The 21,876-nt window shown below is 64.0% G+C and carries 21 protein-coding genes; 13 read left to right on the top strand and 8 right to left on the bottom strand.

Features of this window, described 5'->3' with window-relative positions; all coding sequences use genetic code 11:
- Positions 1-2: 2 nt before the first annotated feature.
- Positions 3-1,310 (top strand): HlyD family type I secretion periplasmic adaptor subunit, encoded by a 1,308-nt coding sequence (locus tag HQR01_RS13095; RefSeq protein ID WP_173215287.1) that lies wholly within the window; start codon positions 3-5, stop codon positions 1,308-1,310.
- Between the two features lie 50 nt (positions 1,311-1,360).
- Here HQR01_RS13095 and HQR01_RS13090 read toward each other — a convergent pair whose 3' ends face one another.
- Both HQR01_RS13090 and HQR01_RS13085 read right to left on the bottom strand, forming a co-directional pair.
- Positions 1,361-2,053: a GntR family transcriptional regulator gene (locus HQR01_RS13090; RefSeq protein WP_173215285.1), complete on the bottom strand. Its 693-nt coding sequence runs from the start codon at positions 2,051-2,053 to the stop codon at positions 1,361-1,363.
- On the bottom strand, positions 2,050-3,420 hold the full coding sequence (locus HQR01_RS13085; RefSeq protein ID WP_173215283.1) for a formimidoylglutamate deiminase: 1,371 nt from the start codon (positions 3,418-3,420) through the stop codon (positions 2,050-2,052). Before HQR01_RS13085 ends, HQR01_RS13090 begins: the two co-directional genes overlap by 4 nt.
- Positions 3,421-3,484: 64 nt before the next feature.
- Here HQR01_RS13085 and hutI point away from each other — a divergent pair, with 64 nt between their 5' ends.
- The 4 genes from hutI to hutU are packed head-to-tail and all read left to right on the top strand — an operon-like array spanning position 3,485 to position 8,685.
- A complete protein-coding gene (gene hutI, locus HQR01_RS13080) occupies positions 3,485-4,702 on the top strand; it encodes an imidazolonepropionase (RefSeq protein ID WP_173215282.1) in 1,218 nt (405 codons plus the stop codon).
- Complete coding sequence (gene hutH, locus HQR01_RS13075; protein ID WP_173215281.1) at positions 4,692-6,227, top strand: histidine ammonia-lyase; 1,536 nt, start codon at positions 4,692-4,694, stop codon at positions 6,225-6,227. Before hutI ends, hutH begins: the two co-directional genes overlap by 11 nt.
- Positions 6,224-7,015 carry an N-formylglutamate deformylase gene (gene hutG / locus HQR01_RS13070; protein ID WP_173215280.1) on the top strand — a complete coding sequence of 264 codons (792 nt, stop codon included), beginning with the start codon at positions 6,224-6,226 and terminating at the stop codon, positions 7,013-7,015. The genes hutH and hutG overlap by 4 nt, the downstream gene beginning before the upstream one ends.
- Positions 7,012-8,685, top strand: a complete 1,674-nt coding sequence (hutU, locus tag HQR01_RS13065; RefSeq protein ID WP_173215279.1) for a urocanate hydratase — start codon at positions 7,012-7,014, stop codon at positions 8,683-8,685. Before hutG ends, hutU begins: the two co-directional genes overlap by 4 nt.
- A 69-nt stretch (positions 8,686-8,754) precedes the next feature.
- Here hutU and HQR01_RS13060 read toward each other — a convergent pair whose 3' ends face one another.
- The 3 genes from HQR01_RS13060 to HQR01_RS13050 all read right to left on the bottom strand — a co-directional run bounded on the left by HQR01_RS13060 (position 8,755) and on the right by HQR01_RS13050 (position 10,579).
- The gene (locus HQR01_RS13060; protein WP_173215278.1) at positions 8,755-9,177 is read right to left on the bottom strand and encodes a DoxX family protein; all 423 of its coding nucleotides are present in this window, start codon (positions 9,175-9,177) and stop codon (positions 8,755-8,757) included.
- A 27-nt stretch (positions 9,178-9,204) separates the two neighbouring features.
- Positions 9,205-9,801, bottom strand: a complete 597-nt coding sequence (locus HQR01_RS13055; protein WP_173215277.1) for an FMN-dependent NADH-azoreductase — start codon at positions 9,799-9,801, stop codon at positions 9,205-9,207.
- 76 nt (positions 9,802-9,877) lie between these two features.
- A complete protein-coding gene (locus tag HQR01_RS13050) occupies positions 9,878-10,579 on the bottom strand; it encodes a pirin family protein (RefSeq protein ID WP_173215276.1) in 702 nt (233 codons plus the stop codon).
- A 103-nt stretch (positions 10,580-10,682) separates the two neighbouring features.
- Between HQR01_RS13050 and HQR01_RS13045 the strand changes: the two genes are divergently transcribed.
- Positions 10,683-11,585, top strand: coding sequence for a LysR family transcriptional regulator (locus tag HQR01_RS13045; RefSeq protein WP_173215275.1), 903 nt, complete (start codon positions 10,683-10,685; stop codon positions 11,583-11,585).
- Positions 11,586-11,587: 2 nt separating this feature from the next.
- On the opposite strand, the gene HQR01_RS13040 is transcribed toward HQR01_RS13045, so the two are convergent.
- Both HQR01_RS13040 and HQR01_RS13035 read right to left on the bottom strand, forming a co-directional pair.
- Positions 11,588-12,685 (bottom strand): PLP-dependent cysteine synthase family protein, encoded by a 1,098-nt coding sequence (locus tag HQR01_RS13040; RefSeq protein WP_173215274.1) that lies wholly within the window; start codon positions 12,683-12,685, stop codon positions 11,588-11,590.
- 59 nt (positions 12,686-12,744) lie between these two features.
- On the bottom strand, positions 12,745-13,353 hold the full coding sequence (locus tag HQR01_RS13035; RefSeq protein ID WP_173215273.1) for a TetR/AcrR family transcriptional regulator: 609 nt from the start codon (positions 13,351-13,353) through the stop codon (positions 12,745-12,747).
- Positions 13,354-13,441: 88 nt separating this feature from the next.
- Here HQR01_RS13035 and HQR01_RS13030 point away from each other — a divergent pair, with 88 nt between their 5' ends.
- From HQR01_RS13030 to HQR01_RS13010, 5 genes are all read left to right on the top strand, one after another.
- Positions 13,442-13,771 carry a c-type cytochrome gene (locus HQR01_RS13030; RefSeq protein WP_199800336.1) on the top strand — a complete coding sequence of 110 codons (330 nt, stop codon included), beginning with the start codon at positions 13,442-13,444 and terminating at the stop codon, positions 13,769-13,771.
- Positions 13,768-15,171 (top strand): D-arabinono-1,4-lactone oxidase, encoded by a 1,404-nt coding sequence (locus HQR01_RS13025; RefSeq protein ID WP_173215271.1) that lies wholly within the window; start codon positions 13,768-13,770, stop codon positions 15,169-15,171. The genes HQR01_RS13030 and HQR01_RS13025 overlap by 4 nt, the downstream gene beginning before the upstream one ends.
- Positions 15,164-16,426, top strand: coding sequence for an alanine racemase (locus tag HQR01_RS13020; protein ID WP_173215270.1), 1,263 nt, complete (start codon positions 15,164-15,166; stop codon positions 16,424-16,426). Before HQR01_RS13025 ends, HQR01_RS13020 begins: the two co-directional genes overlap by 8 nt.
- A 185-nt stretch (positions 16,427-16,611) precedes the next feature.
- On the top strand, positions 16,612-17,121 hold the full coding sequence (locus HQR01_RS13015; RefSeq protein ID WP_173215269.1) for a c-type cytochrome: 510 nt from the start codon (positions 16,612-16,614) through the stop codon (positions 17,119-17,121).
- Positions 17,122-17,709: 588 nt separating this feature from the next.
- Positions 17,710-18,612: a beta-galactosidase gene (locus HQR01_RS13010; RefSeq protein ID WP_173215268.1), complete on the top strand. Its 903-nt coding sequence runs from the start codon at positions 17,710-17,712 to the stop codon at positions 18,610-18,612.
- An 86-nt stretch (positions 18,613-18,698) separates the two neighbouring features.
- On the opposite strand, the gene HQR01_RS15345 is transcribed toward HQR01_RS13010, so the two are convergent.
- Positions 18,699-18,821 carry a hypothetical protein gene (locus HQR01_RS15345; protein ID WP_267905492.1) on the bottom strand — a complete coding sequence of 41 codons (123 nt, stop codon included), beginning with the start codon at positions 18,819-18,821 and terminating at the stop codon, positions 18,699-18,701.
- Positions 18,822-19,093: 272 nt separating this feature from the next.
- Between HQR01_RS15345 and HQR01_RS13005 the strand changes: the two genes are divergently transcribed.
- Entirely contained in the window at positions 19,094-20,389 is a 1,296-nt protein-coding gene (locus HQR01_RS13005) for an acyl-CoA dehydrogenase family protein (RefSeq protein ID WP_173215267.1), read from the top strand.
- A gap of 25 nt (positions 20,390-20,414) precedes the next feature.
- Positions 20,415-21,875 (top strand): MFS transporter, encoded by a 1,461-nt coding sequence (locus tag HQR01_RS13000; protein ID WP_234030169.1) that lies wholly within the window; start codon positions 20,415-20,417, stop codon positions 21,873-21,875.
- Position 21,876 lies beyond the last annotated feature (1 nt).

Below are 21,876 nucleotides of genomic sequence, written 5' to 3'. Positions count from 1 at the left end.
TCATGTTCCACAACGCGCGCTCGTTCTTTGCAGACCCGGATGTCTCCCTGGAGGAGGAGGAATTCCGTGCCCGGAAATCCGCCAACATCATCCTTTGGGTGCTCCTGGCTTTCGTGGTGCTGTTTCTCCTCTGGGCCAGCCTGACGAGTGTCGATCGAACCGTGCGCGGAATGGGCCGCATCGTGCCCAGTTCGAAACTCCAGGTCGTCTCCAATCTCGAAGGCGGAGTCGTGGAACAGATCTACGTCAAGGCCGGCGATACGGTGAAGCGGGGGCAGATCCTGGTGCGCCTCAGTCCCACGATAAGCAATTCGGCATTCGGCAGCACCGAAGCCAATGTGCAGGCCCTTGAGACCAAGATCGCACGTCTATCGGCCGAGGTGCGCGGCGGCAGCCCGGACTACAAGGGTGTCAGTTCCGAACAGGTGGCGGTCGAGCAATCACTGCATTCGGCGCGGATGGCAGAATTGGCCGGTCTTGAATCGGCCAATGCGGCGCGCGTTCGCCAGGCCGAACGCTCTGTGATCGAGGCGCGTTCCATGCTCGAATCCCGTCAATCGAATCTGGTGGCCGCGCAGCGCGAACTCGAGATGTTGCGCCCTCTGGCGGAGCAGTTGATCGTGCCCAAGATCGACCTGATCAAGGCCGAGAATGCGGCCGAAGTGGCCGAGAACGAGGTTGCCGCGGCACACGCCGCAGTGGCTCGCGCACAATCCTCGGTCGCGGAGGCGCGTGCGGCGGGCGCACAGCAGTACAGCGACTGGAAGACCCGGGCCGGGATGGAACTGTCTCAGGCCCAAGCCGAACTGACGATCCAGCGCCAGAACCTCCCGGCGCTCTATGACCGGGTCGATCGCACGGCGATCCGCGCGCCGATGTCCGGCAAGGTCAATCGGGTATTGGTCACCACTGTCGGGGGGACCGTTGCATCGGGTATGCCGGTGGCTGAAATCGTTCCGTCCGACGATTCCCTGTACGTCGAGGTCATGGTACGCCCGAACGACATCGGCAATGTCGGCCTCGGCCAACGGGCGAGGGTGGAAATCACGGCCTATAATTCCGCTGTCTTCGGATCGCTCGAAGGCTTCGTCACCTCTATCTCCCCCGATGCGGTGCAGAATGATGACGGCGAGAGCTTCTACACGGTCGAAGTGCAAACCGACCAGGCCCTCAAAGGGCCGGATGGCAAGCCTCTTCGGATCGGGCCGGGCATGATTGCGAATGTCAGCCTGAAGGGTGAAAAGCGCTCGATCCTCTCGTACCTCTTCACGCCGATCACCCGCCTTTCGGAGAATGCCTTCAGGGAATGATCTCGCCTCCACAATTATGCGCCGGATGAGGCGGTTCGTTTCCCTGCTCGCTAGATACCGAACTCGAGCCGGTAGCCGCGCGCGTAGTAGAGCGTAATGGCGGTCACCGCGCGGTCTTCGAACCAGGTGGTCCGCTCCATGGTGAACAAGGCTTCGCCAGGCTCGACCTCCAGCATGGCGGCCAGTCGCGCATCGGCCGAAGTCGCCGTCAGGCCCACCTCTCCACGCGAGAAGGGGACCGTGCGGATTAGCCATTCGTTGGCGCTCAGCTCGCTGAGATCGGCCTCGGCAAAGCCGGGTACGGTGGCGAGGTTCACCCAGCGGCGCTCGAAGGCGAAGGGGTGTTTCCCGGCAAGGTGAAGGCTCTCCATGTATGCCGCCTTCCGCCCGCTCCCGATCTGGAGGCGTGTGCGCATTTCGCCGGGCGGATCGCGCAATTCGCGCAGTACGATGCGATGGCCGTATTCCCGCCCGCGACTTTCGACCTGCTCGCGAATGACGGGGATGCGGAACTGCGCCTGTGGCGAAGGGAGGGGCCGGACCCGAGTACCACCCTTGCGCTTGCGCTCAACGATCCCTTCCTCTGCCAGCGCCTGCAGCGCGCGGTTCACGGTGGTGCGCGAACAGCCAAACTCCTCGGCAAACTCGACCTCGCCCGGGATGAGTTCGCCCAATTGCCATTCGCCCGCCACGATGCGCGCGCGGATCGCCTCGCGGATGCCCTGGTGCGTCGTATTGGTCACAGCGCCTGCATCAGCTGCGTCATAGTTCGTGCGAAGTGCTGGCGGATCGCTTCGGCGTGGATGTGTTCGCCGTCTGTCACGATATGGCGTCCCGCCGACCAGACATCGCTGACAGCGCGTTGCTCGCTGCCGAAGACCCAGCCATCGATCCGCTGGTCGGGCTCTGGCCAGTTGAGAAAGGGGACATCGTCGCGCAGGGCCACGAGATCGGCGAGTTGGCCGACCGCGATGGTGCCCGCCTTGCGCCCGATGGCCTGCGCCCCGCCGCGTGCCGCGCGTTGGTAGAGGTAGCGCCCATTCGAGCGGGTCGCATCGTCGGCAAGGACCGCCCGCTGGCGATGCGCGAGGCGCTGCGAGACTTCGAGCATGCGCAGCTCCTCGGCAACCGAAAGGCGGATATTCGAATCCGAGCCGAGGCCGAAGCGGCCGCCTGCGGCCAGGTAGTCGCGTGCCGGGAAGATGCCGTCGCCCAGGTTCGCTTCGGTGGTTGGGCAAAGCCCGGCAACGGCGCCCGAACCGGCGAGGCCAGCGGTCTCGCCTTCGTCCATGTGGGTCGCGTGGATCAGGCACCAGCGGGTGTCGACCGGGCAATTGTCGAGCAGCCAGCGGACCGGGCGCGTGCCGAGATGCGTCTCGACCTCCTCCACTTCCTTGACCTGCTCGGCAGCATGAATGTGGATCGGGCCTTCGGGGCACAGCGCCATGCAGGCATCAATCCCGGCATTGTCGACCGCCCGCAACGAGTGCGGCGCGACGCCGAGGCGGAAGTCGGCGGGCATATGCGAGGTCTGCCCCGCGATCCGCGCGTAGAGCGCCTCGAACTCGGCGACGTTATTGCCGAAGCGCCGCTGACCGGCCTTCAGCTCCCGCCCGTCGAGCCCGCCATAAGTGTAGAGCACGGGCAAATGGGTCAGCCCGATTCCGCTTGTGGCGCTGGCGGCGAAGATCGCCTGCGACAGTTCAGTGGGATCGGCATAGGACGTACCGTCGGGCTGGTGGTGGAGGTAGTGGAACTCGGCCGAGGCAGTGTAACCCGCTTCGGCCATTTCCAGTTGGACCAGCGCGGCGATCGCTTCGACATGCTCGGGAGTCAGTACCTCCAGGAAGCGATACATGACCTGCCGCCAGGTCCAGAAATCGTCGGCGCCCTGCGGCCCACGACTCTCGGCAAGACCTGCCATCGCGCGCTGGAAGCTGTGGGTGTGGAGGTTGGCCATGCCGGGCAGCAGCGTGCCCACCGCCTGCGCCGCATCGAACCCCTCGGTCCCCACCGCGGTGATCGTCCCCGCATCGTCATAGGCGACCACACCATTCGCCAGCCAGCCCTGGGGCGTAAGGACCTGCCGCGCCGAGATCGTGCCTGCCATTTCCCGTTGCACCTTGCGATATTATGTGCATACATAATCACGAGTCGAGGGAAAGCGCAAGCCCATGTCAGGCCGAGTCTTCGCGAATTGCATGCTGGCGACCATGGTCGACGGCGGGGCGCCTTATGGCCTAGTGGAATCGGGGGCGGTCGCGGTCGAAAATGGCCGGATTGCCTGGGTCGGGTCGGCGATCGACCTGCCCGTGGCATTCAAGACCTGGCAACTCACCGACCTTGGGGGCGCACTGGTCACGCCCGCGCTGGTCGACTGTCACACGCATCTGGTCTTCGGCGGGGATCGCTCGCGTGAGTTTGCGCTGCGGCTGGGTGGGGCGAGCTACGAAGAGATCGCCCGAGCTGGCGGCGGAATTCGTTCGACCGTTGCGGCGACGCGCGCGGCGAGCGATCAGGACCTGTTGCGATCCGCGCTACGCCGCGTCGACGACCTGCTCGCCGATGGCGTCGCAGTGATCGAAGTGAAGTCGGGCTATGGCCTCACCATCGAGCACGAGATGCGCATGTTGCGCGTTGCCCGCGCGATCGAGCAGCACCGCCCGGTCCGCATCCTCACCACCTGGCTCGCAGCGCATGCATTGCCGCCCGAATATGCCGATGCGCCCGACGCCTATATCGACGAAGTCGCCATCCCTGGCCTGCGCGCGGCGCAGGCGGAAGGCTTTGTGGATGCGGTCGATGCATTTTGCGAGACTATCGGCTTTACGCCAGCACAGGTGCGCCGCGTGTTCGAAGCCGCGCGCGACCTTGGCCTGCCGGTCAAGCTTCATGCCGAGCAGCTCAGCGACCTGAAGGGCGCAGTGCTAACGGCCGAGTTCGGCGGGCTTTCCGCGGACCACCTTGAATATCTCGCGATCTCCGACGTACCTCGCCTGGCCGAGAAGAATGTGGTGGCCGTGCTGCTGCCAGGCGCTTTCTTTGCGCTGCGCGAGACCCAGTTGCCGCCTATCGATGCATTGCGCACGCATGGCGTGGCCATGGCGGTTGCGACCGACAGCAATCCCGGCAGTTCGCCCATGTCCTCTTTGCGGCTGGCGATGAGCATGGCCTGCACGCTGTTCCGCCTGACGCCAGAGGAGGCGCTGGCCGGCGCAACGCGCCATGCCGCACGCGCCCTGGGGTTGGGCGACGAATACGGCAGCATCGCCCCCGGCAAGCGCGCGGAGCTGGCCGTCTGGGACGCACCACATCCCGATTTTCTCAGCTACTGGATCGGCGGCGACCTGCTGCGCGGGCGTATCGCCGGTGGAGACCTTCATGAGCGTTGAACTCAACCCCGGCCACGTCGGTCTGGTGCAACTAGAAGGGCTGTACCGCAGCGGCGCTGCCTTCCACGTCTCGGACGAGGCGATGCGTGCCGTGGCACAGGCGGTCGAGCGGCTCGATGCGGCGGTCGCGGGGGGCAATGCGATCTACGGGGTCAATACCGGCTTCGGGAAACTGGCGAGCGTCCGCATCGGCGATGGCGACCTGGCCACGCTCCAGCGCAATATCGTGCTTTCGCACAGCGCGGGTTTCGGCAATCCGCTGTCCGCCGATGTCGTTCGGCTGGTGATCGCGCTGAAATGCATTTCGCTTGGGCGCGGGGCGTCGGCGGTTCGGCCGGTGGTGATCGAGCGTCTGCAGCAACTGGTCGCGAACGAAATCATCCCGGTCGTGCCCGAAAAGGGCTCGGTCGGGGCCTCGGGCGACCTGGCCCCGCTGGCGCATGTCGCGGCGGTGCTGATCGGCGAGGGCGAAGTGTTCCATCGGGGCCAGCGCGTCCCGACCGGGCAAGCGTTGCAGGCGGCTGGCATGGATCCGTTGGAGTTGCAGGCGAAGGAAGGCCTCGCGCTGCTCAACGGTACGCAGGTTTCGACCGCGCTGGCGCTCGCCGCGCTGTTCGACAGCTGGCGGCTGGCGAACAATTCGCTGGTCACGACTGCGCTGTCGATCGACGCCGCGATGGGCTCTGCCGCGCCGTTCCGCGAAGAAATTCACACGCTGCGCGGCCATTGGGGCCAGATCGCCGCGGCACGGATCGTCAAGGCAATGCTCGACGGATCGGAAATCCGCGAGAGCCACCGCGAGGATGATTTGCGCGTGCAGGACCCCTATTGCCTGCGCTGCGCGCCGCAGGTGGTGGGCGCCTGCCTCGACCAGATGCGTCACGCGGGCGAGGTGCTGAAGATCGAAGCCAATGCGGTGACTGACAATCCGCTGGTCCTCTCGGACGGCGAAGTGGTCTCGGGTGGCAATTTCCATGCCGAGCCGGTGGGCCTGGTGGCGGACGCGGTGGCCCTGGCGGTGTCCGAGGTGGGCAGCATAGCCCAGCGGCGGGTCGCACTGCTGGTCGATCCCTCGCTCAGCTTCGGGCTCCCGGCATTCCTTTCGACCAACCCCGGGCTGCAGTCGGGCCTGATGATCGCCGAAGTCACTTCGGCGGCGGTGATGAGCGAGAACCGCTCGCTGGCCAATCCGCGGACGGTCGATAGCACGCCGACCTCGGCCAATCAGGAAGACCACGTCTCGATGGCCTGCCACGCTGCGCGGCGACTGCACGAGATGAACGAAAACCTCGCTGCCATTCTTGGCATCGAAGCCATGGCGGCGGCGCAGGGGATCGAGTTCCGCGCGCCGCTCAAGACCAGTGCCGAATTGCAGGCGGTGGTTGCCCGTATCCGCGAGATCTGCCCCAGGCTTGAAGAGGACCGGCAGGTCGATGGCGATATCGCGGCGATGGCGCGGCTGGTTGCGTCCGGGCCGCTGTCCGATCATGCCGGGTTCGCCTCGATCGGCGAAGTGGTGGTATGAACCCGGTCACCGTCATCGAGGGCACGTCGCCGATCATCCTCGGCCATCCGCATTCCGGTACATGGGTGCCCGAAGAGGTGCTCGCGACGCTCAAGCCTGAGGCGCATGGCCTTGCCGATACCGATTGGCATATCTCCGAACTCTACGAGGGGCTGGTTCCCGGTGCGACGGTGGTGCGCGCCAATTTCAATCGCTACGTCATCGACGCCAATCGACCGCCCGATGGGGCTTCGCTCTACCCGGGCCAGAACACCACCGGCCTGGTGCCACTGGTCGATTTCGAGGGGCAGCCGATCTGGCTGGTAGAGCCTGGCGAAGGCGAAATCGCCCGCCGCCTTGCGACATTTCACGGTCCTTACCACGCCGCGCTGCGCGCGCAGATCGAGCGGGTCCGCCAGCTGCATGGCGTGGCGGTGCTGTATGACTGCCATTCGATCCGCTCGACCCTGCCATTCCTGTTCGAGGGGCGGCTGCCCGACCTCAACATCGGCACCAATTCCGGCACCAGCTGCGATCCAGAAATCGGGCGTGCGGCGGTGATCGCTTGCGAGGCGGTGGACCGCTTCAGCGTAGTGCTCGATGGCCGGTTCAAGGGCGGCTGGACCACCCGCCATTACGGCAACCCGGCAGGCGGCGTCCATGCGATCCAGATGGAGATCGTGCAGGATTGCTACCTTGCCAGCGAACAAGCGCCCTTCGCCTATTCCCCTGAAAAAGCAGCGCCTTTGCGCGACGTGCTGGCGGAGGTTTTCGAACAGATCCGCCTGACCATCGGAGACATCGCATGACTATCGACCGCCGCAATGCGCGCGACATCAAAGCCCCCACGGGTCCTGAACTGACATGCCGCAGCTGGCAGACCGAAGCGCCGTTCCGGATGATCCAGAACAATCTCGACCGCAACGTCGCGGAAAATCCGGATGAGCTGGTGGTCTATGGCGGGATCGGCCGCGCGGCGCGCAGCTGGTCTGATTTTGAGGCGATCCTGTCGAGCCTCAAGACCTTGGCCGATGACGAGACACTGCTGGTCCAGTCGGGCAAGCCGGTCGGCGTGTTCCGCACGCATTCCGATGCGCCGCGCGTGCTGATCGCCAACTCTAACCTCGTCCCCCACTGGGCCAATTGGGACCACTTCAGTGAACTCGATCGCAAGGGCCTGATGATGTACGGCCAGATGACCGCCGGATCGTGGATCTACATCGGCACGCAGGGCATCGTGCAAGGCACTTACGAGACCTTCGTCGAGGCGGGCCGCAAGCACTATGGTGGCAACCTTACGGGCAAGTGGATCCTGACCGGTGGGCTCGGCGGGATGGGCGGGGCGCAACCGCTCGCGGCGGTGATGGCGGGGGCCTGCTGCCTAGCAGTCGAGTGCAATCCCGAGAGCATCGATTTCCGCCTGCGCACGCGGTACCTCGACGAGAGAGCCGATACGCTGGACGAGGCGCTGGCGCTGATCGAGCGCTGGACCGCAGCAGGCGAAGCCAAGTCGGTGGGCCTGCTCGGCAATGCGGCCGAGATCTTCCCCGAGCTGGTCAAGCGCGGGGTGCGGCCCGATATCGTGACCGACCAGACCAGCGCGCACGATCCGGTCAACGGCTACCTTCCATTGGGTTGGACCATGGCCGAATGGCGGGCGAAGCGCGAAAGCGATCCCAAGGCGGTCGAGAAGGCCGCGCGCGCATCGATGCGGGTGCAGGTGGAGGCGATGCTGGCCTTCTGGAATGCGGGCGTGCCCACGCTCGACTACGGCAACAATATCCGCCAGGTGGCGCTGGAAGAGGGGCTGGAGAACGCCTTTGCCTTTCCTGGCTTCGTCCCCGCCTATATTCGCCCGCTGTTCTGCCGCGGCGTCGGGCCGTTCCGCTGGGCCGCACTGTCAGGCGATCCCGAGGACATCTACAAGACCGACGCCAAGGTGAAGGAACTGCTGCCGGACAACCATCACCTGCACAACTGGCTCGACATGGCGCGCGAACGGATCGCCTTCCAGGGCCTGCCCGCGCGCATCTGCTGGGTGGGCTTGGGTGACCGGCACCGGCTTGGCCTCGCCTTCAATGAGATGGTGGCCAATGGCGAACTCAAGGCCCCGGTGGTGATCGGGCGCGATCACCTCGATAGCGGATCGGTCGCCAGTCCCAATCGCGAGACTGAGGCCATGAAGGACGGCTCTGATGCGGTCAGCGACTGGCCGCTGCTCAACGCGCTGCTCAACACCGCTTCCGGCGCGACATGGGTCAGCCTGCACCACGGCGGCGGGGTCGGCATGGGCTTCTCGCAGCACGCGGGGATGGTGATCGTCGCCGACGGTACCGAGGATGCCGCGCGGCGGCTCGAGCGGGTCTTGTGGAACGATCCCGCGACCGGCGTGATGCGCCACGCCGATGCGGGGTACGACATCGCCGTCGACTGCGCACAGGAGAAGGGCCTGCGATTGCCGGGCATTCTCGGAAATTGACCAGCCAACAAGACGTGAAATGGCCGGGAAGGTAGCAACCCTCCCGGCCATTTGTTGGCCTAGTGGCAATCAGCGACGGTCGATCGAGAAGCGCCCCGGACCGAAGGCTGCGACCTGCAGGAAGCCACCCGCCATCGCGACGTTCTTGAAGAACATCACGAATTGGGTCTGGTCACCCAACTGGTTGTGGAACGCGGCGGCGGTGACGATGCTGAACGCTGCCAGCACCAGCGCCACCGCACGGGTCTTGAAGCCCGCGATCAGGGCGAGACCGCCAAGCACTTCGACCGCGATTGCGCCGATCAGCGCCAGTTCGGGGAAGGGCAGGCCGATCGAGGCGATATAGCCCATGGTTCCAACGGGATCGGTCGCCTTGCTGAGGCCCGCAAGCACGAAGATGGCAGCGAGCAGGATGCGGGCGCCTAGCGCCAGCCAGTCGCTCGACGAGGTGGCGGCCGGACCCTGGGTGTAGCTTTCGGTAATCGTGTTCATGGCAATTTCCTTTCGCGTCGTCGGGGCTCAGGCCGCCAGGAGTTCGGCTTGCTGGTGGGCTGCGGCGATCTTCTCCTCGCCGCCTGCGCCCATGATGGCGTCGGCTGCGACGATCTCGACATCGGTGATGCCGATGAAGCCGAGGAAATGCGTCAGCCATGGGGTCATGAAGTCGATCGCGCTGCCAACCGATGTCCCGCCCGAAGCGACCGCGATGAACACCTTCTTGTCCTTGAGCAGGCCTTCGGGACCGTTAGCGGTGTAGCGGAAGGTGGTGCCGGCGCGGGCGACGAGGTCGGCCCATGCCTTGACCGTGGCGGGTACAGAGAAATTGTAGACCGGGACGCCGAACACGATCGTATCGGCGGCTTCGAGTTCGGCGATCAGTTCGTCGCCGATGGCTGCCAGTTCGTGCTGTTCGGTGCTGCGTTCGGCGTGGGGCGTGAGATTGGCCGCGAAACGCGCCTCATCGATGAAGGGAAGCTCGTTGGTGGCGAGGTCGCGGCTGGTGACTCGGGCGCCGGTCCTGGCGACGAGGCCTTCGACCAGCCTGTTGCTGAGGCTGCGCGAGACCGACTGGTCGTCATTACGGATGCTGGCGGTGATATGGAGGATATTGGTCATGGGAAATCTCCTTGGGTGAGGGTGGCCCTGCCCCCGCGAGAGGGAGGGGGAGGAGGGGCAGGGCCGGGGGGACAACTCAGGCTGCGTCGACGAGCACCAGCTCGCTGTCTTCGAGCGCGGTGATGGTGACGCTGGCCTGCTGGGTGATGGCGATGCCGTCGCGAGCCTTGGCTTCGACGCCTTCGACCTTCACCTTTCCGGTGGCGGGCACGAGGTAGAGGTGCCGCGAAGGGTCGCGGGGAGTGTAGGTCACGCTTTCGCCTGCCTTCACCGTCGCGCCGAGCACGCGGGCGTCGGTGCGGATCTGCAGGGCATCATCGTCGTTCGCCGCACCGCTTGCGAGGGGCACGAACCGTCCGGCGCGATCGTCCTTGGGGAAGGGACGGGCGCCCCAACCCGGCTCGCCGCCACGCTGGCTCGGGATGATCCAGATCTGGAAGATCTGCGTATCCTCGTCCTCGAGATTGTATTCCGAGTGGCGGATACCGCTGCCGGCACTCATCACCTGGACGTCGCCCGCTTCGGTGCGGCCTTCATTGCCCATGCTGTCGCGGTGCGTGATCGCGCCTTTGCGGACGTAGGTGATGATCTCCATGTCATTGTGCGGGTGGGTCGGGAAGCCGGTGTGCGGCGCGATGGTATCGTCGTTCCACACGCGCAGGCTGCCCCAGTTCACCCGCGCCGGATCGTGGTAGCCGGCGAAGGAGAAATGATGGTGGGCATCGAGCCAACCGTGGTTGGCCGCGCCGAGGCTTTCAAAGGGTCGAAGTTCGATCATGGCGTTTCTCCTGTGGGAGTGACTGTGTGATGCGGAGATAAGCCTTGCTCGCCCACCAGATAAGTGAGATAAAATCTGGCAAGATGTTCAGGAAATTCGAACAATGAAGATTGGCGAACCGAGCCTCGACCAGTTGCGTATCTTCCTCGCGGTGGAGGAGGAGGGCAGCTTTGGCGGTGCCGCGCGGCGCATGGGGCGGGCGGTTTCGGCGATCAGCTATGGTATCGCGCAGATGGAACAGATGCTCGGCGTGACTTTGTTCGAGCGCGAGGGGTCGCGCAGGCCGGTGCTCACCGATGCGGGGCGCGGCCTGCTCCCTGAAGCGCGCGCGGTGACCGATCGCGCGGATGCCTTGCTGGCTAAGACCCGCAGCTTCCATGCCGGGCTGGAGAGCGAAGTCGGGCTGGTGGTCGACGTCATGGTCCCAGGCGAGGCAACGGCGCAGGTCTTGCGCGAATTCCGCACGATGTTCCCCACCGTCGCACTCCACTTGCGGGCGGAGGGACTGGGGGCGGTCGCAGCTTGCCTGCTGAGCGGGGAGACCGCGCTTGGCATCGGGGGTCCCGTGATCGACAACCATCCGGAGCTGGAACGGCAGGTCATCGGGCAGGTGGAGCTCGTTCCGGTCGCGGCCCCGGATCATCCGCTGGCTCGCGCCGACGTACGCCCGGGCGAAAGCCGCGAGCACCTGCAACTCGTGCTGACCGACCGGTCGAGCCTGACCGTCGGCCGCGAATTCTCCGTGTTCAGCCCACTAAGCTGGCGCCTGGGCGATCTCGGTGCCAAGCATGCCTTGCTCAAAGAAGGTATCGGCTGGGGCAATATGCCGCGTCCGATGGTCGCTTCGGACCTTGCCAGCGGGGCGCTGGTCGAACTCGACCTGCCCGAAAGGCCGGGGGGCAATTATGACCTCAGCGCGCTATGGCGTCGTGACGCCCGGCCGGGTCCCGCGACCAGCTGGCTGATCGACGCCTTTAGGGACACGCTGGCGAGCTGCGGGACCTGAGCTTAGCTAAGCGAACCGCTGGCGAGGAACTGTTCCAGCCGGTCCTGCGGCTCTGCGATCGCCACGCCGCGATCGGCCAGCCAATCGTCATCGAACAGGGTGTCGGCGTAGCGCGTGCCTTCGTCGCACAGGATCGAGACGATTGAGCCGCATTCGCCGCGCCGCGCCATTTCATCGGCCAGCATCGCGCAAACCCACATGTTCGTGCCGGTCGAACCGCCCACGCGGCGCCCGAGCAGGCGACTGATGACGCGAGTGGCGGCTATGCTTTGGGCGTCGCTAACCGCTTCGACGCGGTCGACCACTTCGGGCAGGAAGCTCGCTTCCATCCGTGGCCGGCCGATCCCTTCGATCAGGCTCGATGGGCCTTCGACGCGAAGGACCGCGCGGTCGGCCCAGTGCCGGTGGAACACCGAAGCCTGGGGATCGGCAACACAGACCTGCGTCGCATGACGATTGTAGCGCACATAGCGTCCGATCGTCGCCGAGGTGCCTCCGGTGCCTGCGCCACAGACGATCCAGCGAGGGACAGGGCAGGGCTCGCGCGCCATCTGCGCAAAGATGGACTCGGCGATATTGTTGTTGCCGCGCCAGTCGGTGGCGCGCTCGGCATAGGTGAACTGGTCCATGTAATGCCCGCCCAGCTCCGCCGCGAGCGCGGGGGCGGCGTCGTACGTATCGGCAGCGCAATCGACGAAATGGCAGTGTCCGCCGTAAAATTCGATCGCCTCGATCTTCGCCAGAGCCGTGCTCTTGGGCATGACGGCATGGAAATCGAGCCCTAGCATGCGCGCGAAATAGGCCTCCGACACGGCGGTCGACCCGCTCGAAGCCTCGATCACCGGCGTGCCCTTGTCGATCCACCCGTTGCACAGGGCATAGAGGAACAGCGAGCGCGCCAGACGGTGTTTGAGGCTGCCCGTGGGATGGCTCGACTCGTCCTTGAGGTAGAGCGCGATGTTGGGGAGCGCGGGAACGGGGACGGGGATCAGGTGCGAGTCCGCGGACCGGTTGTAGTCGGCTTCGATCCGCCCCACGGCCCAATTGGCCCATTCGCGATTGGTTGGTAGCGGGCAATTGCTGGGATTGGCAGGCGGCATTCGAGAGTGGTTCCTTCCACTGGAACTATGCTGGCGACCTTCATCGCCGCATTGGCCGATCACGGCAACTGCCGGTCCGATTGGGCCTGGCCGTTGGATTGGTCAAGCAGCGCGCCGATCGCCCTGGCCGTATCGAGCATGATCGCCTCGGCATCCTGCCCGCTTTCGTCGAACACCATCTCGATAGCGGCGTAGCCGAGCTCGACCACGAGCCGGGATCGACGTTCCAGAGCAGTTCGATCAAGGGAAGGATCCAGCGCAAGGGCCTGCTCCACCAACTGCGCTGCCAGTGCACGGTGAGAGGCCAGGCGAACCTTCGCCAGTTGCGGGACCGCGCGCAGCATCCGCATCACCCAGGGGCCTCCGGGATGAGCCAGCGTCACTTCGATATGGGCCAGCAGCGCTGCGGCAATGGCTCGTTCGTCCACACCCGGATCGAGCGGGACCAGCGCATTCTGTCGCTCCATCAGCCGCTCGCCCAGTGCTGCCAGCAGGTCGTACTTGTCCGAAAAGTAGTTGTAGAGGGTGGGGGGACTGACCCCGGCGCGCTTGGCGACGAGGTTGGTCGAGATCCGCTCCACGCCGAGCTCTTCCAGCAGCTCGCCGGCCGCATCGAGCAGCTTTTCATAGGTCGCGATCGCGCGTTTCTGGACCGGTTTGCGTGCCATGGATTCACCGTTGACTCGAAATATAGCGATAACTATAAAAATGCAAGGAGCTGGGAGGGCACCTATGCGAAGTTATGTGATTTTGGGGATGGCTTTGGCCCTCGCGGCATGCGGGGCGGCCGAAGCTCCGCCCAAGCCGCTCACCGAAGCGCAGAGCGCCGCACTAACCCCCGCGGACTTGCGCCTTGCCGCACTCTACGAGCGCTCCTGCAAGGCTTGTCACACCGTCACGGACGCACAGGCTCCGCTGACCGGGGACCGGACGCAGTGGGACCCGCGCTGGGCCAAGGGCGAGGACGTTCTTCTCGCCAGCGCGATCGGCGGCATCAACGGCATGCCCGCGGGGGGACAGTGCTTCGAGTGCTCGCCTGCCGATCTCAAGGCACTGATCCGTTTCATGGCTGGGAGAGGGCAATGACGACGCGCCGCAAGATCCTGCTCGGTTCGGCCGCAGCAGTCGCCGCGGGAGCCGCTGGACTGGGGGGCAGGGTGGCCTTGCGCAACCGCGACCCCGTGGGGCCGCCTCCGATCGATGCAGAGGGTCGGGCCCTTTGGAGCAACTGGTCGGGTATCGCCCATTCCTATCCCGCCCGCCGCGCCGCGCCCGCCGATGAGGCGGAACTGGCCCGCTTGCTGCCCGATACGCCCGTGCCGATCCGGCCAGTCGGTGCCGGGCACAGCTTCAACGCCATCGTTCCGACCGAGGGAACCCTGCTTTCGCTCGACCGGCTGAGCGGGATCGTGGCGAGCGACGATAAGGCCATGACCGCTACCGTGGGTGCGGGCACAAAGCTCTCTGCGCTTGGGCCTACACTGGCGGAGATCGGGCAGGAAATGATCAACCTGCCCGATATCGACAAGCAAACGCTTGGCGGGGCGCTGGCGACCGGGACGCATGGCACGGGCAAAGGCGTGCCCGCTCTCCACGGCCGGGTCACCGGCATGCGTATCGTTGCGCCAGACGGAACGGTGATCGAATGCAATCGCGACCAACGGCCCGAGGTATTCGATGCCGCCCGTGTCGGGCTGGGCGCCTTCGGCGTGGTCAGCCAGGTGACGCTGCACAACTGGCCGTTAAGCCGGGTCAAGAAGGTCGTTCGCGTGGTCGATACCGATACGCTGCTCGACCAGTGGCCGGCCTTGGCCGAACAGCATCGCAATGCCGAATTCCTCGTCCTGCCATTCACCGGCAAGTCGGCGCTGGTCACGCATGACGTGACCGACGAGCCTGTCCTTCCACGCGGGCCCGATGTCGACACCGATGCGCTGATGGAACTCAAGACGCTGCGCGACCTGTTCGAGTTCACCCCCGCGCTGCGTCGCCGCTTCGCTGCCCACTTCCTCGACGGCGCACCGCCGGAGATCGCGGTGGACGAGGGATGGAAGCTCCTCGCCAATGCGCGTCCGGTGCGATTCAAGGAGATGGAATACCACCTGCCGATCGAACAGCAGGTCGCGGCGCTGCGCGAAATCATCGCGCGGATAGAGCGGGAGGCCAAGGATGTGTTCTTCCCGATCGAGGCGCGTATCGTGGCCCCCGACGACGCCTGGCTTTCCCCCTTCAACGGACGCGAGTCGGGATCGATCGCCGTCCATGCCTATTACAAGGAAGCCAACGACTGGATGTTCGACCTTGTTGAACCCGTGCTGCGCGAGGCCAGTGGGCGGCCGCATTGGGGCAAGCTCCATTCGCTCGCTGCGCCCGATTTGAAGGCACTCTATCCGATGTTTGCAGAGGCGATGGCGGTGCGCAGGTCGCTAGATCCACAGGGCCGCCTGCTCAATCCGTTCCTGTCCAGGCTGTTCGCCGATGGCTAGGGTCAGCCGACGGGGCCTGTTGATCGGCGGCGGTGCGCTCGCCGCTGCGGGGATCGGAACACTGGTCGCGCGCCCGGCCGTGGGAGGTGGCATGCATAGTCCCTATTTCGCGAAACTTTCGCAGGCGCTGCGCCAGGCAGATCTGATGCGGCCGACGCTGGTGATCGATCGCGCCCGGCTCGATGCCAATGCTGCGGCGATCCGCAGGAGCACCCAGGCTGCAAAGCTGCCGTTGCGGGTCGTCGCGAAATCGCTGCCGTCGCCAGCACTGCTCGCCCGCGTCATGCAGGGCATGGGGGATCAGCGGCTGATGGTCTTCAGCGCCGAGATGCTGCTGCAGCTTTTCCTGCTTCACCCGCAGGCCAGCTATCTGATGGGCAAGCCGCTGCCGGTTAGCGAGTTCGTGCGCTTCACCGAGCGAGCCGGCGCGGAAGCCGCGGGCGCGATCGAATGGCTTATCGACACGCCGCAGCGGCTCGAGGAGTATTCGGCCGCGGCGAAAGCGCGCGACGTACCGCTGCGCGCCAACTTCGAGATCGACGTCGGCTTGCACCGGGGCGGCTTTGCTGACGCGCAGAGCCTGGCCGAGGCAGCGCGGAAGGCACAGGCGGTTGGGGTCGGGGTTGCAGGCTTGATGGGCTATGATCCGCATGTCCCCAAAATGCCCTCGCCAGACAGCGCCTATGCGGACGCGCAGGAGGCTTACGCAGAGGCCATCGCCGCATTGGGTGCGGCCGGGATACCCGATGTTCGTGGGCTGACGCTCAATGGGGCGGGCAGCCCCACCTTCCGCCGTCACTGCGCCGGGACTGTCGCCAACGAGGTCTCGGTGGGGTCGGCCTTCGTGAAGCCGGGCGATTTCGACTACGACGATCTGGCGGACCTGATGCCCGCCGCCTTCATCGCGACGCCCGTGCTCAAGCGCGAAGGCGACCTGAAGCTACCGGGGGTCGAAGCCTTCTCCGGCGCCATGCACTGGTTCGATCGCAATACGGAGCGCGGCTTCTTCGTCCACGGCGGCCATTGGCTGGCCAAGCCGCACTCGCCCCCGGGTCTGCAATATTCGAAGCTGTTTGGGCGGTCTTCCAACCAGGAGCTGCTCACTGGCTCGCACAAGGTTGACCTGCGGCCCGGCGATACGGTCTTCTATCATCCGGACCAGAGCGAGGCCTTGTTCCTCCAGTTCGGGGACATCGCGGTCTATGACCAGGGCGCGATCGTGGAGACCTGGCCGACGCTGCCGATCAGCGCCTGAATAGGGCAAAGATCGCACCTTGCCACGCAGCGACGCGGCGGACGGTATCGGCCGCCTGTTGAGGAAAAACCTCTCGACTTCGATACCCTTGGATACCATCTTGGAATCACGTTCGGCCGTGGGGGCAATTGCTTGGTGGTCTGCCGCCTGTAGCGCGACAGCAACCAAGGCGTGAAAGGAAGTCAATGAAGAAACTGGTGAAATTCCTGGGCGTCGCTGTGCCGGTCGCACTGCTCGGTGCCTGCGGCGGTGGTGGCGAGCCCACCGAAACACCTGCCGATACGGCCGCCGACTCCGCGGTACCAACTGCGACTGCGGAGCCCGAGGCACCTGCACCGACGGCTGAGGACACGACGACCCTCGATGGCACCACGCTGGCTTCGCTGACCGGCGATGCCGCGCATGGCGAGCAGGTTTTTGCCCAATGCAGGGCCTGTCACTCGGTCGAACCCGGCAAGAATGGACTCGGTCCCTCGCTGGCCGGGGTCGTCGGGCGCACGGCAGGTGCAGTTGAGGGCTTTCAGTACACTGAAGCCAACCGCAGCAGCGGGATCACCTGGACACCCGAGAAGTTGTATCAGTATTTGGAGAAGCCGAAGCGGGTAGTGCCCGGGACCAAGATGATCTTCGCCGGCATGGCCAAGGGCCAGGACCGCGCGGACGTGATCGCCTACCTGCAGGCGACCGGGCAGTAATCCATGCATCGACGGCAAGGGGCGCGGACCATCAGCGATCCGCGCCCCTTGTGTTTGCCAGCGATAGGCAGCCGATCAGGCAAAGTGGCGGAGGAGGCAGTCGGGCTTTAACTGTTCTCCATCTGGCGGAGTGGTCCACGCGCTTGCCGAATCTCATTCATGAGCGGACCATCTCAAGATCGGCTCGTTCCCGGCCTTCCTTGCGCGCCCGTGCCGGCCCTAGTTCCTCCACTGGACCTGTGCCAAGAGCGGACTGGCGACTCTGCAGGCGGCCAGCGGCCCAAGCTGACATCGAAGTGCGCGCTGCGAAAACCACGACACCAGCAGAGCGGCAGCATGCTGTGTAATTGGACATTCAGACAGCGAAGGCCAAGACCGGTTAGACGGAAGAGGGGGGTATCGAACCGCATGCGAACAAACCATTTTGCAATCGTCTCCGCGCTGAGTCTGCTTTGCGCCGCTTGTGGCGGCTCGGAATCACCCTCATCAACCGGCAACGTGCCAACCGTCTCGACGACTCCCTCACCAACCCCGACACCTTCACCAACCCCGACGTCGTCTCCGACTGCGAAAGGCGAAGTCTTCGCGTTGGCCGATCCGGGCGATACTGGCACAGTTATCGGAGGCTATCTTGCCAGGCCTGAAGTGGACGGGGTGGCGTGGCGCGCGGCCTGGAGTTTGGTGGAACCTGGCGACGGCACCTACGACTGGTCGCGGCTCGACGCAGCTCTGAGCGCGGCAGCCGCCGCCAACAAGCTCGTCACTATCCATATCGGTGTCAGTGGCGGGGCATGGCCGGCCTGGCTGACCACGGCGGGCGCGCAAACTTACTCAGGCACCAGTATTCTGGGCGGGACGATCACCGATCCGGTGCCTTGGGACAACGTGTTCCTCGCTCGCTATGACCGACTGGTTCAACAGCTCGCCAGCCACATTTCGGCGCGCGGACAGACCGGGATTGTCCGCGCAGTGTCGGTCGGCGCGCCGGTGTCCGAAATGTCGCTCGTCGCCTGTGATACGGGCATGCTCGGCTCGGGCGAGAGCTCCGTGGTCTACAGCCGCAGCAACTACCTGTCCGCCTGGAAAAGCGCGGCCGATGCAACGCTCGCCGCCTTTCCCGGAACCCCAGTGGCGATCTCGGCACCGGTCTCGCAAATCTGCCGGCCCGACAACGATGGCAGCGCATTCTACACCGACCTGATGACGCAAGTCCCCAATGCCGTGATCTTCGCTGCCGACCTCAATGCACTGGGTAGCCAGCGCTATGCCCAGGTAGCTGACCCCTTGCGCAATCGTGCACTGCTGTTCCAGACCATCTGGTCCAAGACCGGCGACACAACCGACCGCATGGCTGGCACGCTTTCGAGCGCGGTCTGTACGGGCCGGGAGGCGGGCTCACGCTATTTCGAGATTTACAAGGCCGATCTCGACAGCAGCGATTCCGCTATCCAGACTGCGATAAGCCAGGCGCGGGGAACGGCTGCCTGTTAGGCGCCGCGTTAGGCATTTGATGGGTGCTGTCAGTCTAATCACCACTTTTCTCCGGCCGACGCAGCTGTCCCTTGTACGCTAAGCACTCAGGCCATGAGCGGTTGCCCCTCGACCAGGCCGGCCGAGCGGCGGGTCTTGCAGGTCTGTCTGTCGATGAGGTGGCGTTCGAGGTTGAAGTGGTTGTGGAGGTGTTGCCAGAGCAACCGCATTTGACTGATTCACGGTGAGCTTAATCGACATCGGAAGCCCAAATTTTGGCCAAACGCCTCCAATCGTGGGGGCTAGGCCGGAAACAATGCGAGACTGACAACTCCTCTCAGCTAGAGCCGAGAGGTGAAGGTGCGGTTGCTCTGGTAATGCCTTATCAATCGATCCTTGATCGGGTCGTTGTGACCTTGAACAGCTTTCGCTTGTCCCATTCTAAAAGTGCGGTATGCCTTGGTTCAAGGGGATACAAGCGCTGCAAATGGGAGATTGCACGATGGCGTGGGATTTCGAGACCGATCCTGAATTCCAGCAGAAGCTCGATTGGATGGAAGAGTTCGTCCGAGAGAAGGTCGAACCACTCGGCTTGCTCGGGATCCATCCCTACGACGTCAAGAACGCTCGACGAAATGAACTCGTCCGCCCTTTGCAGGAAGAGGTTAAGCGCAAAGGCTTATGGGCCTGCCACCTTGGACCGGAACTGGGAGGGCAAGGCTACGGTCAGGTCAAACTAGGCTTGATGAACGAGATCCTGGGTGGAGCAAGTTTTGCACCGATCGTATTCGGTTGCCAGGCTCCGGACACGGGTAACGCAGAGATCATCGCCCACTATGGTACGCCAGAACAGAAAAAGCGGTATCTCGAACCATTGCTTGAGAATGAGATCGTTTCGGCCTTTTCGATGACCGAACCGCAAGGCGGCTCCGACCCTACCAATTTCGTGACTCATGCCGAAATCGACGGGAACCACTGGAAGATCAACGGAGAGAAGTGGTTCTCGACCAACGGCAAGTGGGCCGACTTCCTGATTGTGATGGCGGTGACCGACCCTGAAGCGCCACGGCATGAGCGGATGAGCATGTTCATCGTCCCGGTTGACACACCAGGAGTAGAGATCGTCCGCAACGTTGGTGTCTACGGGCAGGAGGACGGTTCCGAAAGTTACGTGCGCTACACGGATGTTCGCGTCCCAGCGGATCATTTGCTCGGCAAGCAAGGTGGCGCCTTCGCGATTTCACAAACAAGGCTTGGAGGCGGGCGCGTGCACCATGCCATGCGGACCGTCGGCACCTGTCGTCGTCTGCTTGACGCGATGAGCCGCCGTGCGGTTAGTCGCAAGACACGGACCGGCACCATCGCCGACTACCAATCCGTCCAGATGCAGATTGCCGACAGCTATATCGAGCTCGAACAGTTCAAGTTGTTTGTCCTGAAGACTGCCTGGATGATCGACAAGTACCAGGACTATCGGAGGGTCCGAAAGGACATCGCTGCGATCAAGGCTCTGATGCCAAAGGTTTACCACGACATCGCGCACCGCTGCATTCACATACACGGATCGCTTGGGGTATCGAACGAAATGCCCTTTGTTGGCAGCCTGATCGGGTCGATGGTCATGGGCATCGCTGACGGGCCGACCGAGGTCCACAAGGTCACCGTCGCCAAGCAACATTTGCGAAATTATCGCGATATCGATGATCCGATGTTCCCGGACTACTCGCTGATCGAGCGGCGGAAGCGGGCCCGGGCGCTCTATGCGCTTGCTGACGAAATCGTCGAGTTGGCGGAGTAGGGCGATGCACATGTCGATACCTACGATGACCCGCCCGCAGCGCCTTAGCTATGGCTTTGGCGCGGTTGCCAATGGCGTGAAGAATGCGGCGTTCTCCACCTATCTCCTGTTGTACTACAATCAGGTTCTTGGGGTCCCGGCGGCGATAGTCTCGGGAGCCATTGCGCTCACCTTGCTCGTGGATGCAGTAGCAGACCCATTCATTGGTCGCTGGTCGGACGTGACTCGCTCGAGGATTGGGCGGCGGCACCCCTTCATACTCGGCTCGGCGCTACCAACGGCTGTGTTCTTTGTCCTGGCCTGGTTTCCTCCCGCTGGACTTGATGATTTGCAGATGGGGGTCTGGATTTTTGTCATTGCGTCGCTGACGCGCATGTCAATCAGTGCGTTCGAAATTCCCTCTAGCGCGATGACTCCCGAGCTGACCGATAGCTATTCCGAACGCACGAAACTCTTCGGGCTGCGCTATTGGTTTGGTTATGTCGGGACATTCGGCTTCACGGCCTTTTCGCTCGCGGTCTTCTTCGTGGCTACGCCAGAGTTCGAGCGCGGGCAGCTAAATCCGGAAGGATATGTGAAGTTTGCATGGCTTGGAGGGGGATTGATCTTCCTTGCTATCCTGACCTGCGGCTTCGGCACCCTCAAGCGTGTTCCCTTCTTGCGCCAGCGGGATGAGTTGGGGGAAGGTGCAACACCTCCATCGCATCTAAAGGAAATGTTCAGTGCGTTCCGCAACCGCGGTTTTCTGGCGATCTTTGCCTTCGGTGTATTCAAGTACACCGCGATAGGCCTTTACTCGGCAACGACCCTCTATTTCGGGACATATGTCTTCAAGCTGCAATCCGGTCAGCTGGCACTGCTGACCTTCGATAGCCTGGTCGCGGCCACCCTGGCGGCACCATTGGCGCCGTATTTCTCTCGCTGGTTTGGCAAGCGCAACACTTCGATGTGCATGGCAATCGGCGGAATAGTCCTCGGGTTGTCGCCGCTGGTCCTGACCTATTTCGATCTCTTCTTCCGCCCGGGACATCCCTATCTCGTCCCAACGCTGTTCGTGATCGGTGCGGTATACGGTTCGATGATCGCCATCTCGTTGATCAACACCTCTTCCATGCTGGCAGACGTGGTGGAAGACCATGCCGTGCGCACCGGACAGCATACGGCCGGAGTTTTCTTCGCTGCATCGAGTTTCATGCAGCAATGCTCGGCAGGGCTCGGAATCCTCGCAGCGGGGATCGTGCTCGAACTGTCCCAGTTCCCTGCACGGGTCGAATTGTCGCAGGTCACGGTGGCAATGGAGAAGAGCCTGCTCGTGCATTACATACCGGCGTCGTTTGGGTTGTGGTCCGTCGGGGCGCTCTTCCTGCTGTTGTACCCAATCACGGAGAACAGCCATCGCGAGAATGTGGAACGGCTGCGCGCGCGCGAAGCCGAGGCTCGCGAGCAGGCAATCCGCGATGGTTCATTCGGTTCACCGGTGAGATAGC

It is taken from the genome of Erythrobacter mangrovi (assembly GCF_013260645.1).
GTDB lineage: Bacteria > Pseudomonadota > Alphaproteobacteria > Sphingomonadales > Sphingomonadaceae > Qipengyuania > Qipengyuania mangrovi.
This window is presented reverse-complemented; position numbering and strand designations above follow the sequence as displayed.

What these genes read in the sequence shown, in the direction of transcription:
- HQR01_RS15345 (WP_267905492.1), bottom strand. Translation starts at nt 18,821, where the DNA reads ATGCGGTTGCTCTGGCAACACCTCCACAACCACTTCAACCTCGAACGC.
- HQR01_RS13035 (WP_173215273.1), bottom strand. Translation starts at nt 13,353, where the DNA reads ATGGCACGCAAACCGGTCCAGAAACGCGCGATCGCGACCTATGAAAAG.
- hutU (WP_173215279.1), top strand. Translation starts at nt 7,012, where the DNA reads ATGACTATCGACCGCCGCAATGCGCGCGACATCAAAGCCCCCACGGGT.
- HQR01_RS13000 (WP_234030169.1), top strand. Translation starts at nt 20,415, where the DNA reads ATGACCCGCCCGCAGCGCCTTAGCTATGGCTTTGGCGCGGTTGCCAAT.
- HQR01_RS13045 (WP_173215275.1), top strand. Translation starts at nt 10,683, where the DNA reads ATGAAGATTGGCGAACCGAGCCTCGACCAGTTGCGTATCTTCCTCGCG.
- HQR01_RS13020 (WP_173215270.1), top strand. Translation starts at nt 15,164, where the DNA reads ATGGCTAGGGTCAGCCGACGGGGCCTGTTGATCGGCGGCGGTGCGCTC.
- HQR01_RS13040 (WP_173215274.1), bottom strand. Translation starts at nt 12,685, where the DNA reads ATGCCGCCTGCCAATCCCAGCAATTGCCCGCTACCAACCAATCGCGAA.
- hutG (WP_173215280.1), top strand. Translation starts at nt 6,224, where the DNA reads ATGAACCCGGTCACCGTCATCGAGGGCACGTCGCCGATCATCCTCGGC.
- HQR01_RS13060 (WP_173215278.1), bottom strand. Translation starts at nt 9,177, where the DNA reads ATGAACACGATTACCGAAAGCTACACCCAGGGTCCGGCCGCCACCTCG.
- hutH (WP_173215281.1), top strand. Translation starts at nt 4,692, where the DNA reads ATGAGCGTTGAACTCAACCCCGGCCACGTCGGTCTGGTGCAACTAGAA.
- HQR01_RS13005 (WP_173215267.1), top strand. Translation starts at nt 19,094, where the DNA reads ATGGCGTGGGATTTCGAGACCGATCCTGAATTCCAGCAGAAGCTCGAT.
- HQR01_RS13085 (WP_173215283.1), bottom strand. Translation starts at nt 3,420, where the DNA reads ATGGCAGGCACGATCTCGGCGCGGCAGGTCCTTACGCCCCAGGGCTGG.
- HQR01_RS13055 (WP_173215277.1), bottom strand. Translation starts at nt 9,801, where the DNA reads ATGACCAATATCCTCCATATCACCGCCAGCATCCGTAATGACGACCAG.
- HQR01_RS13015 (WP_173215269.1), top strand. Translation starts at nt 16,612, where the DNA reads ATGAAGAAACTGGTGAAATTCCTGGGCGTCGCTGTGCCGGTCGCACTG.
- HQR01_RS13030 (WP_199800336.1), top strand. Translation starts at nt 13,442, where the DNA reads ATGGCTTTGGCCCTCGCGGCATGCGGGGCGGCCGAAGCTCCGCCCAAG.
- HQR01_RS13050 (WP_173215276.1), bottom strand. Translation starts at nt 10,579, where the DNA reads ATGATCGAACTTCGACCCTTTGAAAGCCTCGGCGCGGCCAACCACGGT.
- HQR01_RS13095 (WP_173215287.1), top strand. Translation starts at nt 3, where the DNA reads ATGTTCCACAACGCGCGCTCGTTCTTTGCAGACCCGGATGTCTCCCTG.
- HQR01_RS13025 (WP_173215271.1), top strand. Translation starts at nt 13,768, where the DNA reads ATGACGACGCGCCGCAAGATCCTGCTCGGTTCGGCCGCAGCAGTCGCC.
- hutI (WP_173215282.1), top strand. Translation starts at nt 3,485, where the DNA reads ATGTCAGGCCGAGTCTTCGCGAATTGCATGCTGGCGACCATGGTCGAC.